This window comes from Enterobacter sp. CCUG 70166 (assembly GCF_020224095.1).
Lineage (GTDB): Bacteria > Pseudomonadota > Gammaproteobacteria > Enterobacterales > Enterobacteriaceae > Enterobacter > Enterobacter intestinihominis.
Genome location: NZ_NRIQ01000068.1, coordinates 16253 through 31685 on the forward strand (window position 1 = coordinate 16253; position 15433 = coordinate 31685).

Below are 15433 nucleotides of genomic sequence, written 5' to 3' on the forward strand. Positions count from 1 at the left end.
TATTCATCGTAATTGAGAGATATCCTTTTAATGTTCAGCAAGCCTGTTAAAAGCACTTTATCTGAACCGCGTTTTGCCTAAATCCTGCTCAATATATACTCTCCCTGAGTTCTGAAATCCTCAAATTCCCCAATCTTAAAGCATTGATACATAGATGATGTCAGATAATGCGCAATCATCTCACCGCCAATATGGATCCGTTCCGGGTGTGAGTATGTCGCCTGTATAGCCCTTTGTTCATTCATCATTACAGGAATTGTCTGCAACAAATCCCCATCCAGGATTTGGCACTCAGGTTTTACTCCTGTTCCGTATTGTAATTGCTCTGATTCGAAATCATGGACTGAGCGATAGGCGAACGAAACGATATTTCCTGTTTCCTCGCAAATTGCGAACTGATAAACACTGGTTGTCACCGTTGAAGAAGAGGGAATTGCATGGTCATGCTTGTATTGTTTCCACAGCCTCCTTAGACAGGCCGATGTATGATAATTGAGATTTTGTATACCTGATACGACCATTCTGGTTGATGCTTCAAGCAACCAGGTGTTAGAAAATCCACCTGCCCCCGTACCTGCTATGATGGTTCTTAGCTGGGGGATGTAACCTGCTTTGGAAACAAAAGATAACGGCTCCCCATTATCGGTGACGGCAAGGGTATCTGTTACAATCAGTGCTTGTGCTTCGTCTGTATAAAATATCAGTGATGACATATTTTCCTCATCCAGAAAAGACATTACATGAATCACAGAACAGGTCACTACAACCACGTGAAAGGGAGTCAGACCATTTTCCAGAGGTAAATATATTCTTGTGTTTGGACGCGTTGCGGTTCTCTGTAAAAAATATATAGCACAAACAAAAGTCCCCGCAGGGATAAATATAGTTATATGCGCTTTTTCTGCTGGCTTTTACAATTGAAAGTGACAGGTAAACGAAATGTGTTACAGGTTTCTTTTGCTTTTCGTTGGGTTCTGTATATGCGAATTTACCCTGTGTGTTATTTTTGCAATGGACTCAGGCTGTATTCAATCAATTAAGGTTTACTTCTGGCATTAAGATGTATCCGTTGCCTGTTTTTTAAGGGCACGGTTTGTGCCGGGAAATGAAAATCACATCTTAAGTTCTTCACTCAAAGGATTTGTGATGTTTATCACGTATGGTCCGGGTAACGTGTTGAGGTCAATGTATTGCATCGTGATGGTGTCGTTACATCTTTTACTTTCCTCCTGATTTGCATATTCACTCCCGGCAACCTGGTTGTTTGTTTTTTCTTCTTCCGGATTTATAGTGTAGGCATGAGGTGGCGTTTCAGGGCGACAGACTGTGAGGATAATCACTAACATTCATGCGCGTTATGGGCGTGTCAGCAAACTGGATGCAACAGAGCCGAAACTGAAATTTGAACCCGGATTTCTGTATGCTGAAATACCTTATATTAGCGGCATCCAGAATCGAAAACTGAGCCGATATGTACACTTTTATCTTATGGATAAAGCTATCCTGCAGGCCAGGGATTTAAAGCCTTTAGCCCGGGCATTTTTACGCTGGATAAGGTGGCTGGAGGATAACGGACTTGACCCTTTCACCCCGGGAACGTTGAAATACCAAAGCCCTACATATGGCTTCAGGGAGTATCTTCTGGGGGCCGTAAGGCAGGGGCGCATCGCCTCATCCACCGCGGCGGTGTACATCAGCGTTATCCGACGGTTTTACGTATTTCTGGGCAAGTGTGGTGAGCTGGCTGCCAGCTCATTTTTTACGTTGGTCGAAAAAGTCGTTGACGGGCGACGCAAGGTGATAAGTTCGGATCTTGCCATCAGGATAACCAGCACAACAAAAAGGACAATCAACCCACTGAATGATGCAGAGGTTCATATCCTGGATGAGGCACTGAAATCTGAGTCCGGGTTGTTCAGTTTAATGATTGTGCTGATGAAAAATTGTGGGTTACGGCTGGATGAAATGCTGACCCTGCCGTCGTCACTCTTTACTGAAGAGTACCTTGCCAGTGTCCCTGTATCTGAGTTGACCATCAGGGGGCTTCATATTGGTCCGAGATGCGGAGTTCATACGAAGTTTGGGATGACGCGAGAACTCTTCATCACCAGACGATTGTACGAGCAGGTTCTGGATTATCTGGCGGATGAGGAGTATGAAAAGAAGATCCAAAAATGGCGTGCACGACAGGGTGGGGAAGGGCGGCACGAGCCTTTATTTTTAATGGCAAACGGGAAACGGATGTCTGAAAAAGCCTTTTACTCCCGCTGGTACAGTTTTCGCCATCGCCTGGCCCGGTCTGCTCCGGGAAATGTGTTCAGACATAAACCCCATGATTTGCGGGCAACGTTTGCGACCCATTTTTTACGCTCGGCACTGAGTTGCTATCCCGATCAGGCCGCAAATGCGCTGGGTACAGTAAAATACTGGATGGGCCATAAAAGCGAAAATACGACGATGAAATACATCGTCTTTCTTCAGCAAAACCAGATTTCTGATGCAGTCGCCGGGGTCATGGACGCATTGATTGACGGTGCTGCAGGTCGCGATGGAGCCATATATGAGCCGGAGTGAAACGCAGATAACGTGGATGGCCGAAAATGTGCTGTCATGGGAGACGGTCAGCGGACACATCACTCAGCGGGATCTGAACCGATATTATTTACTTGACGTTTATCTTCAGGCTCATTTTTCAGATTATGTGTTGCTCCCCGGATGGTTTAGTGAACATTCGCATCTTGCCCGCCCTGAAAAACGCGATTTTATTGCCTCTCTGAAACGATTTCTTCTGTCTTACCGTCCCGCCGGAAGGTTAACCATTTTCCGTTATCTCAATATGTTTTTTATATGGCAGTCAGTCAATCAGTATGACTATGGCACGGCTGAAGGCGTTGAAATGTATATTAAACATCTCATGAACGATATTCGTCGGCGAAAAATTTCAGTCAGGATGGCAAGACACTACTTGTCCGTGGTCAACCGGTTTTTGCTTACGGGCGGGCAGATTCAGAGGCGGTATGAATATGAATTCTTACCGAAAGGAACGTATCAGCAGCAGGGAAGGGATAGCTATACCAGGAATGAACTTTCCGAGATCCTGAGGCAGTTGTCATCCATGAATGAGTTCCTTGCGGGATGTATCCGGGAGCATATCGCTAAATCGGAAAAAGGGGTGCGGCATTTCTCACCGTCTTTGCTGGCACCTGTTTATGAAGCGTATTTCCGGTATCCGGGAGAGAACGGGGTCAGCAGGGCAGAGATCATCATCAGGGACGTTCTGGAAAATTACTTTCTTACTTCTTTTTTTCTGTTCTGTTACCACACATGGGGAAACACCTCTCAGGTTCTGGGTCTGACGCGGGATGATATACATCTGGATGAAAAGGGTATCAGCACTGATTATGTTTATAAGGGGAGAGCGAATAAGTATATACGTCTGACGATAGGTAAATCGGAGTATGTGACCAAACGTGCGGGCTATTACTGGTTTCTGTCTTTTATCAGGCTCAGGGACGACATCGTTAACTATCTGGTTTCCGCAGATAACTTCCCTCCGGTACAGGCGCTGTTTCTGAGTGAGCCGCAGGTGAAATTCCGTAAGCTTTATTCTCTTAATCCCAGTCATCTGACTAAATTTTCTAACTCTGAGGGGGCGTGGGCCACGATGCGGCAGCTTAATCCCTCGCTTCCATCAATTACCGTTTCTGGCTTGCGCAAAACGTCTGAGCAGTATACGGACAGAACATTAAAGAATGGTCTGATTACGGCGGAAAAAGCACAGCATAACTGGGGCACTTACAGGCGGAATTATGCTGCAGGTAACCCACAGGGGGCGAAGGAAAACTTCAGTGCTGCACTTGATACGCTTATGAATCAGGGGATTGCGACACGTGCGTTATCCGAGCGGGTAAAAGTTGCTGATGAGCTGGGGATCGATCTGCGTGGAAGCGATGAGGGTGTGGATCTTTTATTGAATGGCCTGGGATGTCGATCGCAGGAGCCGCCTACAGATATTGAATTGCGCTTTATAAAAAAGCAAAAACGATTTGGCCGGACACCAAAGGCTTGTGCGGATTTTTCTCATTGTGTCGAATGTTCAAAAAGTTGCGTTGTGGAAACGCTGGAGTCTGTATGGCTCCTGCTGTCATTCAGGCATGCTATCGAGTATGGAAAACCGTTGTACATCGGTTCGGTCAATGCTGTGGAGCGTTATGAAACGTTACTCCTGAAGATTGATTTACGGCTTGGGCTGGTAGATGAGGCGACCCTGAAAAAAGCGCGCGTTAAACTTCAGCGAGAAGGTGTGGCTCCGGTATGGCAGATTTGAAGAAAAAAGAGGTAAGCCGTAGTCGAATGGCGGAGTTTCCTGCCGGAACGCCGCTTCGTTCAGGGGATGAGTTTCCGACTGAGGATATCATCTGTGAGGCACTAGAAAACAAAAGCTTTGAACGTCTGAATAACTGCCTGGTTATCGCCAGCTCAGATGAACATGATATGCGTTTTATCAATGAGGAGACGCTGAATATTTATTTCAGGGATGATGTCTGGACCAATCGCTATGTCAGAACCCATATTGGTGAAACGTTAAGAACCGTTAATTTTTCAGGCATACGGGATCCTGAACTGCGTCTTGAAGCCAAAATCATCTCAGCCAGCCTGCTCTGGATTGTCGGCAGGACCGCGAAGACGCAGTCCCTGATCCGGAAATGTGCAAACATTGTGGCGGGAGCCCGTATTATTGAGTCTATGGGGTATCGCAGTCTGTTTCAGCTTCGTTTTCCGCTTGTCCGGAATGCTTTCATTGTAAAGATGAAGGAGGAGGATGAGCACGGCAGGAAGCGTTCTGAAAGAACATTACGTAATTACTTTATGGACCTGGCGGATATCTCGCTGACAGGTCATACCCGTCTTCGAAAATACGGTTACTTTCCTGATATTAGCTTCGACAGTTACAACAGTGTGGATGATTCAAACCAGACATATTGTATGCCTTTCAGTCTTATGATGTCTGTCTGGGAAGGGCTGATTACTGAACTGGATGCTGAAATCAGTGATTTCGATTTTGACGGGTTTTCCCGGCTGTGCGCTATCATAAACGGTTTTTATGATTCGCCTTACTATACGTCGATGCTGGAAGCCCGTAAAAGAGGGACAGCAAAAAGCATACCGGATTACCGGGCCGCGTATTACTACAATATTGTTGCCGGGGAAATTCGGGCGCTTTTCGCGACACTTGGCCCCGGGATGCAGGGCTGGTTCTCGGTACATAAAAATAAGCGCTGGAGATCTGATTTTATTGGCGTTGATCACATAAAGCTGAACACCTGGCATTTTGAGCTGACGTTAAAAGTCATGAATGTGATACAGGCCATGTCGGGGATGAGACACAGCGAAGTGCTTGGCGTGATGCACGGTTCACTGATTTATGATGGTGATATCCTGGGACTTCGTTCGGTGTTGCATAAGTTCGCCCCGGAAGGTGGAAGTCACGAAGACTGGGTTGTTTGTCGCTATGTGGAAAAGCCTTTTCAGCATTTACGCAGAATTAATCAAATCATGACAGGCCTGGACGGGAAGACGCTGGACAATGTTCCATTGTCTTTAAATATCAGGTCGTGGTTCTCGGAGCAAAAACTCTCTTTTATGGGGACGCAGCGCCAGACTGAGTGGGCAAAGAAATTTGTGAAAAGACACCATCTGTTCATCCGACGTGACCATATTGATGAGTTCAGGCTTTTAAATCCAAACATACGTGATGATGAACGCGTTGCGATGGAGATTCGGGAGGGGGCTTTCTGGCCATTGCGAACCCATCAGTTTCGCCGTTCACTTGCTGTACACCTCAGGCGTCTTGATCTGATTTCTACTAATGATCTTATCCGGCAGTTTAAGCACTTAATCAGAGGCATGACGGAGTGGTATATGTCCGGTGCACTCAACGCTTCGCATTTTAGCCGGGCGATCCCTCAGGCATTCGCTGCCGAGATTGAGAGGGTTGATACCGAACTCTCAGCTTCCAGGGCTGTTTCTTATCAGCATGAAGGCCTGCTTTATGGCGAAGGCGGGAAGTTACTGATGTCCCAGAGAGGTGGGCACTTACATCAGATGACGTTTCCTACACTGAAAAAAGCGATGAGCATGGCTAAACGAGGCGGGCAAAAACTGGTATCTCTTGGAAACGGTTTTTATTGCATGAATGGCCATGACTGCGAGTTTAAGGCGGTTGTTCAGTCAGCGTCCTGCAATCCGGGATGTGAGAACATGCTGGCCGGAGCTGATTCTGTTCCCGTGTGGAAACGCAGGATGGCTCATTATGACAACCTTCTGGAGATTGCCGTGCGAAATAATGCTCCTCAGGCTGACAGGGATTTTCTGATGCTTGAGAGAGATTTTTATGCAGATGCTGTCCGTTTTTTTGAAAAGGATGAATAGAGCATGACGAACGAACAGTCGGGGGTTAAAAAAACACAGGCAAGAGCAGAGCAGGCCCTGAGGGAACTGATGTTATCAGGGGAGCGTATCAGCCAGTATGCTGTGGAAAAACGAGCGGGGCTGGCAAACGGCACCCTGAATTATAACTGTCCTGAGTACAGGCAGGTCAGGGAGGCTATCCGCAGTCTGAAAAAAACGTGCCAGGGCACCGCGCCGGTTGATGAGCAGGGCATTGAGCAGCAGATCAAGCTGAAAGAAAAGTATCGCCGTCAGAGAAATGAGCTGAGGGAAGAAATCAAAAAGATGATGGCTGAAAATGTAGAGCTGTTACATAACCTTATACTTTTACAGCAGTATGTCAGGGAGCTTGAACGCAACACCGGGAGGGAGAAAGGGGACGTCATTCCGTTCTCGGGTGGTGTCAGGGACTGAGGCTATACTGAACGGAAGGACGCGAGGTGAATCGCCACAGGTTTAACAGACACCTCAGAGTCATTTAAGATGACTTAAAGAGAGGTGCCCATGAGCGGTAAGCGTTATCCTGAAGAGTTTAAAATTGAAGCAGTCAAACAGGTTGTTGATCGCGGTTATTCTGTTGCCAGCGTTGCAACGCGTCTCGATATCACCACCCACAGCCTTTACGCCTGGATAAAGAACTACGGTCCGGATTCTTCCACTAATAAAGAACAGTCAGATGCTCAGGCCGAGATCCGCCGTCTTCAGAAAGAGCTGAAGCGGGTTACCGACGAACGGGACATATTAAAAAAAGCCGCGGCGTACTTCGCAAAGCTGTCCGACTGAGGTACGCCTTTATTCGTGACAACACCTATTGCTGGCCTGTTCGCCTGCTCTGTCGGGTGCTGGATGAACATCCCAGTGGTTTTTACGCCTGGCTTCAGCAGCCGCATTCACAACGCCATCAGGCAGACCTGAGACTGACAGGACAGATTAAACAGTTCTGGCTGGAATCGGGATGCGTCTATGGTTATCGCAAAATCCATCTGGATCTGCGGGACAGCGGGCAACAGTGCGGAGTGAACAGAGTCTGGCGACTGATGAAACGTGTCGGGATAAAGGCTCAGGTCGGATACCGGAGCCCGAGGGCATGTAAAGGCGAGGCCAGTATCGTGTCGCCCAACAAGCTCCAGCGACAGTTCAATCCGGATGCTCCGGATGAGCGTTGGGTAATCACAGCGTGGTTTCCTCAAACCCTCGCTGTGAATTAACTGAAATACTTCATTGAAGCTGTAACCAAACAGTTAACTGAAAGAATGAGCCCGCAGAGCATTGCACAGCGATGACACCATTTGTTGAGCTTCACCGTTTTCGCATACAACCGTCCGGAATTTGGAAAAGCACTGTCTTTTTGTACTGACCGATCATGATTAAGTGACACCTCTTCGAAAAAGAGAGCGCGATGAGCGATTAATATATGGCTCGAAAGACAATTATGTTGGGCTTTTATGACCGCTGTCAGAGGTATTATCTTACCCGGACGGCAACAGGGTCGGAATGTCATCAGCGGCACTGTAACAAGCTATCCGCCATCTTAAATATCTGCAGGTCCTTGCACCGAGTATGCACACCAACCGACAGAGTGATTTGACCCAAACTGGTGGATATTTTGCAAAACTATTAGCCTCTTATGACCGGTCTGCAGCCTGATATTGAGGAATTAGTGCGCTTTCATGGAATGCCTGCCGGGATCGCAAGTACGAACCCCCGGTACTGTTACACTGAATGTGCTCAGTCCTGTATCAGATTGTATTTTTCAGCAACTCAAGAACAACCCTTATTTTATCATTGTCACGTTTGTAGTACGTCCAGGGACCGATGCGCTGAGAAGTAACAAGTTGTGCCCGTTGAAGAGCTGAGAGGTAAAGAGAAACGGTAGACTGTGAGAGCCCGACCTTTTCCTGAATGATACTGACACACACACCGAACTCGTCCGCATCAGCATAAGGCTGATGGAAGTGTATTTTCGGTTCCTTGAGCATATGCAGAATTTTTCTTCTAACAGGGTTTCCCAGCGCCTTAATCACGTCATTCAAATCAATATCAGGCATAAACTCTGTCACTTGTCGCATTGAGGAATTGCAATGTTACGATACTTCTCTACGTTAAGCATCAGCTTTTGAAAAGCTGATGCTCATAAGAATGGTTAGCCAAAGGCGGGATAATCTGTGTAGCCTTTTGCCGTTCCACCATACATGGTTGTTGGATCGACCGGATTCAGTGGCCATTCATGATAAAGGCGCTGCGGTAAATCCGGATTAGCTATGAACGGGCGGCCAAATCCGATAATGTCTCCCCAGCCAGCACCGATAATCCGTTCGGCTTTTTCTTGCGTATATCGCCCGGCATACATAATTACACCGCTGAATAACTTACGGACTTCAGCTCTGAATGCTTCAGGCAATTCGGGAGCATCATCCCAGTCGGCTTCAGCAAGAGAAATATAGGCTATTCCGATTTCTTCAAGAATTTTAACGGCTTCGGTATAGGTTTCATGGGGATCATCTTCCACCAGGCCAAGATAGACCCTTACTTCATCCGTGGTCTGAAAGAGCGGAGCAAAACGGACTCCCACACGGTCTTTACCGACCACATCAGCGACAGCCTGCGTCACTTCGCGCAGAAACCGCAGCCGGTTATGTAATGAGCCACCATATTCATCCTCTCTTTTGTTGCTATGGGATGACATGAACTGGTTAACCAGGTATCCATTTGCACAGTGAATTTCCACACCGTCAAAACCGGCATCAAGGGCGTTCTGAGCTGCCCCGGCGTACATCCTGACAATCTCACTAATTTCCTCTTTTTCCAGTGCGCGGGGGCAGGAAGCGGTAGCCAGCGCACCCTCTCCCGGCCCGGTTTCGATGAATACCTTAACGTTTTCCCCTGCCGGTATCGCCGACGGAGCGACAGGCGAGGCGTTACATGGCTGCAGGGAGTTATGGGATACTCTTCCGACATGCCAGAGCTGGGCAAAAATGATGCCTTCTTTTTCATGCACTGCCCGCGTCACTTTCTTCCAGCCTTCCACTTGCCGTGAGCTGTAGATCCCCGGGGTCCACGCATAACCCTGCCCACGAGGTTCGATTTGTGTTCCTTCGGTCACCATAAACCCGGCACTGCTGCGCTGTGCGTAATATTCAGCCATCAGTTCGTTCGGAATATCACCCGGTTGTGAGCTCCGTGAGCGGGTTAAAGGCGGAAGTACAACACGATTCTTCAGGGTGTAGGGACCTAGTCTGGTGGGAGAGAACAGGTTTTTCGTCTTCATTACATATCCTGATATAGCGAATTTTCAATATCACTGAAACGCCATGTCTCAGCATTTACGACCTGGCATGTCGTCGTTCGGCCGATGTAGCCGCAGAACCACGACACTTTATTCCACATATTGAGATTTACCAATATCTAGATTTATAAAAATTATGATCGGATGAGCGGAACGGGGGGGTTGCCTGATGGCTCACAGAATCGGCATCATGAACCTAAATGGTTCTGATAATGTTATCGGAGATCCTGAACGGGAACGGTATGCGTCACGATTTTAATGACTATGTTGCATTCATGGCAGTAGCACAGGAGTGCAGTTTTTCACGGGCTGCTGTCCGCCTCGGGATCTCGGCATCCACGCTTTCACACACGATACGTCGTCTCGAGGAGCGCGTTGGCATGCCGTTACTTATGCGTACAACCAGGCGGGTGGCTGTCACCGAAGCCGGTAAACAATTATTACTGACGCTTGAACCCGGTCTTGCGCGCATTGAAGCGGGCGTGACAGCTCTTCAGAGACTGCGCCATACACCGGCTGGGCTGGTCAGACTTACGGTATCAGATCACATGATTCATGAATGTCTCTGGCCACGATTGTCACCGTTACTAAAAAAATATTCGGATATCAAGGTGGAAATGTCGCAGCAGAACGGTTTTGTCGACATTGTTGAGGGCAATTTTGATGCCGGAGTCCGAATTGGTGATGACATATTAAAGGATATGGTGGCCGTCCGAATCGCACCGGACATACGGTTTGTCGTCATTGGATCGTCCACCTATCTTGCAGAAAGAGGTCTGCCGCTACATCCCTCTCAGCTGGAAAAACATGACTGCATCAATATACGTCTGTCACCCACAGGCCCGCTGTATGGCTGGGAATTTGTCAGGCAGGGGGATATTGTGAAAAAAGTGGACGGGCAGCTTACTTTTTCAAGCATTTATCCAATGCTTCAGGCAGTAAAAGATGGCTACGGCCTGGCCTACCTGCCGGAGTCTTCTGCCCTGGCGGGGATTGAGGCGGGACACTATTGTCGGGTGCTTGAGGACTGGTCAGAGGCTTTTCCCGCCGACATGATAATTCCAATAATGTCCATTACAGGCTCCGGTAAAGATAATACCGACACCTTACATGAGAAAGGCAAAAGCAATATAACCTGCTGTGCTCCGGATTTTAAGAATGAGCGGTTTACGTAGCAGGATGAGCAGTTCGAACCAGAAATTTCGTTACTATTGCTAAAGTAAAACCTGATGACCTCTAATCGTAACGGAGACCAATATGACTTCACAACTGAACTGGCAGGCCCCGGCTATCAATCGCAAAAAAGTAGGTGACATGACTGTGACCATGCTGAGTGATGGCTATCTGGACGTATCTTTTGAGCTGCTGTCTGGTATTGACGGCTCACGTGCCGAGGATTTACTGCAGAAGCGCGGTGTGCCAGCAGTACCCCGTATTAATATCAACGTCTACGTTATCCAGACGCCTGAGCGAACCATCCTGATTGACAGTGGTGCCGGAGGTATCAATGGCTGGGGCGGTCGGCTTCAGGTAGCCCTGGCCGCGGCAGGCATTGACCCGCTTCAGATTGATACCCTTCTCCTGACTCACGCGCATCCTGACCATATCGGCGGGCTTGCAGGCCCCCTGCAGACTCCCGTTTTCCGCAATGTTCAGCAGTTGTTTGTGCATGAGAAAGAACTCGCTTTCTGGCGTGATGAAACCATTTCCGCTGGCGCGCCTGACGCATTCAAGCCGTTCTTTGAAGTAGCAAGGAACGCCTTCAGCGCTTATGACGACAAACTGGTGCCATTCCGCGAGGAAGCGATTTTACCAGGTATTCAGACTGTACCGCTGTTCGGCCATACACCAGGACATACCGGTTATCTGCTGGGTGATGAAAAAGAGTCGCTGCTCATCTGGGGTGATATTGTTCACTTCCCGCACATTCAGGTTGCTCAGCCTGACGTTACTATCGCGTTCGACAGCGATCCTGCGGCGGCGGCGGCCATCCGTAGCAAAGTGCTTGACCGCGCAGCGAGCGATAACCTGGCTGTCAGTGGTATGCACTTCAACCTGCCTACTACCGGTAAGGTTATCCGTGAAGGTAACAGCTTCGCACTGAATTACGACCTGTGGTCACCCGCAGTCTGATCACCTTCCTTCCCGGTGCACACAATAGTGACCGGGAAGATCCCCTTTCATATCGCCCGACAAGAACCCACCTGCAATACTATGAATATCACTGCCTCACAAAAAAATGGCTCATTACTCTTGCGCCCTGGCTTTTTGTATTCCTCTGGAGTCAGGGTTTGTCGCAGCCAAATTTACCGTGCAGTACAGCGCGCCGTTTCATCTTTTATTCCTGCGTGGCGCATTTTCCTGTCTGGTCCTTCTGCTGCTTACACTGGGGTTCAGGGCCCGTTTTCCGTCCGGCAGAGGAATGGTTCGCAACCTGATTGTCGGACTTTTCCTGCAGAGCTTCTTTCTGGGCGGATGCTTTTATGCCATCCATCGTGGCATGCCGTCAGGCATTGTGGCGCTCATCACCGGCCTGCAGCCGGTACTGACTGCAATACTGGTTTCACTCATGCACCGTCAGTCCCTGCATCCCCGGAAATGGCTGGGTATTGCGATTGGCTTTGCGGGCGTTTTCCTGGTGCTCTCGCCAGGCCAGCATAGTTTTGCACTGGATCCTGTGGCTTTTGGGTCGGTCATGCTGGGGTTATTTGGCGTAACGATCGGAGCGCTTTATCAGCGCCGTGCTCAGGGAGATGGACATATCTTTGCGAACACGTTTTTACAGTACGTCACTTTGACAATATCGATGGGTGCAATTAGCCTGATGTTCGAATCTGCTCCGACGCAGTGGAGCTTATCATTTGCGCTGGGTCTGGGCTGGCTGGTTATTGGCGTATCGGTTCTGGCGATTATGTTGCTGATTTTTATGATACGAAGCGGTGAAGCAACCAAAGTCGCTACTTACTTTTACCTGGTTCCCATTCTCACGGCAGCTGAAGCGTGGTTGCTGTTTGGAGAGGCCATTACATTGCCCATGCTTGTGGGTATGGCAATAACTATAATCGGCCTGATTTTTGTCATCCGGGAATAGACAACCGCACGCGTCGCTGTATGCTTTTGTATATGGCGACGTATAATAGCGGTCAAAGTCAAATTCCGGATGAATATGCAAACAGTCAGCTTTTCCGATTCTCCCGTTGATGATCTCCTCGCTGAGCTTCTTACCCTGGCACGCTCCCGTTTTCCACTTCCCTGCGATTGCCTTCGCGCAGAACAGACGCATCAGGTAAAGAAGTTCGAGGTGGAAGGTGCGACCCTTTCCTTCCCGCTGGAAGGAGAATTCCGGTATCGTGAAAATGAGAAATGGCACCGGGTGATCCCGGGCGAGATTATGGTCGTCCCGAATGCCCGTAGCATCGATATAGAATATGCCCCTTCAGAACAAAGTGGTGAGTTTGTTGCCCTGAGCGTGGTGCTCGCGGAGGAACAGCTTGAAGCAGCCAGGCTGTTACTTGCCGCACCACCACCACAGGACACCGGCAGCATCGCAGCCATTTCCGTATCAGCTCTTCTTTCACCCCTTAACCGCTGGACAGCCGCAATGCGGGAAGGGAAGCGTCCGCTTTCCCTGCACGCCATGGTTGAAGTGGTGCTCTGGCTTTATGGCATGGGATACCATGCTTTGCTGCGAGCCCGGCAGCCAAGTCTGGCCATGAAAATCCGTCAGATGGTAGCGGACAAACCGGCTCATCCCTGGAGTGCTGCTGAAATTGAAGATCTGACGGGACTCAGTGGCCCCACGCTTCGGCGCCACCTGGCCAGTGAGTCAACCAGCTTACGCTCAGTTATCGCCGATGCACGTATCGCGGAGGCTCTCCGCCTGCTGATGACATCGACGCTGCCGGTAAAAACGGTCGCGGGGCGGGTGGGTTACAATTCACTATCGAGCTTCAGCAAGCAGTTTTCTGAACGCTATGGAATCGAACCTTCAGGGTTCCGCTGACTTCAGTTCGTTCAAGGTACACATTGCGTCCCTCGCACTTCAGTAACTTGCGTGGATCTTTCGAATATAACGGAAGATATTGGCCGGCATTGCGTGTAACCGGTTCAGGAGTTCTCATCGTGACGGGAGAGCTAAATCGGTACGGCTGTTGTTCTCAGCTATAAGAACAACTGAGTATCTGACCAGCTGTCTGGTGCTGGCAGCAGCATGCAGTGCAATCGGTCAGGCTCAAAGGAACTGACCTGATGTCAGGTTATAATTTCGGACACATCATAACCCCAGAAGGAGACAACTGTGGTTCATGTTTTCATTATCGGTGGTGCAGGCAAAATCGGCCAGCGTCTGTGCAGGATCCTTTCAGGTAGGGGGCATGCTGTTCGTGCCCTCTACCGTAAGCCAGAGCAGCAGGCATTGCTAGGCGAGCTGGGTGCTGAGCCCGTCAGTGGGAGCCTGACAGAGCTGGATGCAGCTGCGCTGGCGATGCACTTTGCAGGTAGTGATACAGTGGTGTTTACTGCCGGTGCCGGCGGTAAGGGGGGACAGGAGATGACCAATGCGGTCGACGGCGAAGGGCTGAAAAAGTCGGTAGCTGCCGCCCTCAGTGCCGGTGTGTCTCGCTTTCTGCTCGTTTCTGCATTCCCGGAGTCCGCACGGGGAGAAACCACTTCTGAATCATTCGAAAATTATATGCGTGTTAAAAAAATGGCCGATGTGGAACTAGCACAAAGCGAGCTTGACTGGGTGATCCTGCGCCCCGGCGCGCTGCAGGATAAGACTGGTACGGGTTATGTACGTGCCGGCCTGGCCATCCCGTATGGTAACGTGCCCCGTGATGACGTGGCGGCTACGCTGGCTGAACTCATTGAGCAACCTGCCGTCAGCCGCGTCATCATTGAGCTGACGTCTGGCGATGCTCCTGTCCGTGAAGCCATACAGAAGCTGGCGGGCCGATAAAAGGCAGCGCACGTACCAGCAGGCTGCAGGCCCCCAGGCGTTTACAATAAACTTTCCAGCCAGTCGGTAAACGCCCGTACTTTTCGGGAGAGATGGCGGTGCGGATACAGAAGTTACAGTTTGCGATTCGGGGACGTATTATCTGGCAGAACCTCTACCAACAGCCCGCGATCGAGATAAGGCTGCAAAAAAATATTCATGCCCTGTAGTATTCCCAGCCCCGCCAGGCCTGCTGCAATGTAGGCTTCTGAGTTATCCACGACAAGCCTGCCTGGAAGTTCAATTTCGGTGGAGCCCTCTGACGTCCCGAATGTCCAGGGCATAACTTGTCTGTTGCTGCTGTTAATCCAGTTGACGGCCTGATGCTGCTGCAACTCGTCCATTGTTTCCGGGGTGCCGTGTTGATCAAGATACGCAGGACTGGCGCAGGTCGTCATTTTAACGGTTCCCACCTCCTTTGCGATATAGTCGCCATCGTCCAGCTCCCCCACCCTCAGTATGCAGTCCAGGCCATCATGCAGCATATTCCGTCGGCGGTCTGAGCTGCTCAGGATAATTTCAATTCCGGGATGCTGGCGATAAAAATCAGGCAGGTTGGGTATAACAAGTAAAGCCGCAAACGCGACAGGCATATCTATGAGCGAATAGCGGGCGTCAAAATGATAGCGACAGGAAAGTTCTGCCATATTAAACATAACAACCCTTGGGCGCACCGCCGCATGTTAGAACCATTTAGTAAT

General features: G+C 49.4%; 13 protein-coding genes and 2 pseudogenes. 10 read left to right on the forward strand and 5 right to left on the reverse strand.

The window, feature by feature from the left end; genetic code table 11:
• Positions 1-77: 77 nt before the first annotated feature.
• Together CKK19_RS24135 and CKK19_RS24140 are read right to left on the reverse strand one after the other, a co-directional pair.
• Positions 78-713, reverse strand: coding sequence for a hypothetical protein (locus CKK19_RS24135; RefSeq protein ID WP_023279901.1), 636 nt, complete (start codon positions 711-713; stop codon positions 78-80).
• Positions 714-1112: 399 nt separating this feature from the next.
• Positions 1113-1346 (reverse strand): hypothetical protein, encoded by a 234-nt coding sequence (locus tag CKK19_RS24140; protein ID WP_012477417.1) that lies wholly within the window; start codon positions 1344-1346, stop codon positions 1113-1115.
• Between CKK19_RS24140 and CKK19_RS24145 the strand changes: the two genes are divergently transcribed.
• From CKK19_RS24145 to CKK19_RS24165, 5 genes and pseudogenes are all read left to right on the forward strand, one after another.
• The gene (locus CKK19_RS24145) at positions 1327-2574 is read left to right on the forward strand and encodes a tyrosine-type recombinase/integrase (protein ID WP_007897923.1); all 1248 of its coding nucleotides are present in this window, start codon (positions 1327-1329) and stop codon (positions 2572-2574) included. The genes CKK19_RS24140 and CKK19_RS24145 overlap by 20 nt on opposite strands.
• Positions 2561-4327, forward strand: coding sequence for a hypothetical protein (locus tag CKK19_RS24150; RefSeq protein WP_007897920.1), 1767 nt, complete (start codon positions 2561-2563; stop codon positions 4325-4327). Before CKK19_RS24145 ends, CKK19_RS24150 begins: the two co-directional genes overlap by 14 nt.
• The gene (locus CKK19_RS24155) at positions 4315-6432 is read left to right on the forward strand and encodes a hypothetical protein (RefSeq protein WP_017384059.1); all 2118 of its coding nucleotides are present in this window, start codon (positions 4315-4317) and stop codon (positions 6430-6432) included. The genes CKK19_RS24150 and CKK19_RS24155 overlap by 13 nt, the downstream gene beginning before the upstream one ends.
• A gap of 3 nt (positions 6433-6435) precedes the next feature.
• Complete coding sequence (locus tag CKK19_RS24160) at positions 6436-6864, forward strand: hypothetical protein (RefSeq protein WP_017384060.1); 429 nt, start codon at positions 6436-6438, stop codon at positions 6862-6864.
• Positions 6865-6954: 90 nt separating this feature from the next.
• Positions 6955-7643, forward strand: a pseudogene (locus CKK19_RS24165) (IS3 family transposase); the annotation flags it as partial.
• A gap of 546 nt (positions 7644-8189) precedes the next feature.
• Here the strand turns inward: CKK19_RS24165 and CKK19_RS24170 are convergent.
• Both CKK19_RS24170 and CKK19_RS24175 read right to left on the reverse strand, forming a co-directional pair.
• On the reverse strand, positions 8190-8498 hold the full coding sequence (locus CKK19_RS24170) for an ArsR/SmtB family transcription factor (protein ID WP_032415288.1): 309 nt from the start codon (positions 8496-8498) through the stop codon (positions 8190-8192).
• A 95-nt stretch (positions 8499-8593) separates the two neighbouring features.
• Positions 8594-9718: an alkene reductase gene (locus CKK19_RS24175; RefSeq protein ID WP_023279877.1), complete on the reverse strand. Its 1125-nt coding sequence runs from the start codon at positions 9716-9718 to the stop codon at positions 8594-8596.
• A 260-nt stretch (positions 9719-9978) separates the two neighbouring features.
• Here CKK19_RS24175 and CKK19_RS24180 point away from each other — a divergent pair, with 260 nt between their 5' ends.
• From CKK19_RS24180 to CKK19_RS24200, 5 genes are all read left to right on the forward strand, one after another.
• Complete coding sequence (locus tag CKK19_RS24180; RefSeq protein ID WP_158287950.1) at positions 9979-10911, forward strand: LysR family transcriptional regulator; 933 nt, start codon at positions 9979-9981, stop codon at positions 10909-10911.
• An 82-nt stretch (positions 10912-10993) separates the two neighbouring features.
• Complete coding sequence (locus CKK19_RS24185) at positions 10994-11869, forward strand: MBL fold metallo-hydrolase (RefSeq protein ID WP_017384065.1); 876 nt, start codon at positions 10994-10996, stop codon at positions 11867-11869.
• A 106-nt stretch (positions 11870-11975) separates the two neighbouring features.
• Positions 11976-12827 carry a DMT family transporter gene (locus CKK19_RS24190; protein ID WP_023279882.1) on the forward strand — a complete coding sequence of 284 codons (852 nt, stop codon included), beginning with the start codon at positions 11976-11978 and terminating at the stop codon, positions 12825-12827.
• A 75-nt stretch (positions 12828-12902) separates the two neighbouring features.
• Positions 12903-13739, forward strand: coding sequence for a helix-turn-helix transcriptional regulator (locus tag CKK19_RS24195; RefSeq protein ID WP_023279881.1), 837 nt, complete (start codon positions 12903-12905; stop codon positions 13737-13739).
• Between the two features lie 294 nt (positions 13740-14033).
• A complete protein-coding gene (locus tag CKK19_RS24200; protein ID WP_007897903.1) occupies positions 14034-14693 on the forward strand; it encodes an SDR family oxidoreductase in 660 nt (219 codons plus the stop codon).
• Between the two features lie 41 nt (positions 14694-14734).
• Here CKK19_RS24200 and CKK19_RS24205 read toward each other — a convergent pair.
• Positions 14735-15331 (reverse strand): annotated as a pseudogene (locus tag CKK19_RS24205) (LysR substrate-binding domain-containing protein); the annotation flags it as partial.
• Positions 15332-15433 lie beyond the last annotated feature (102 nt).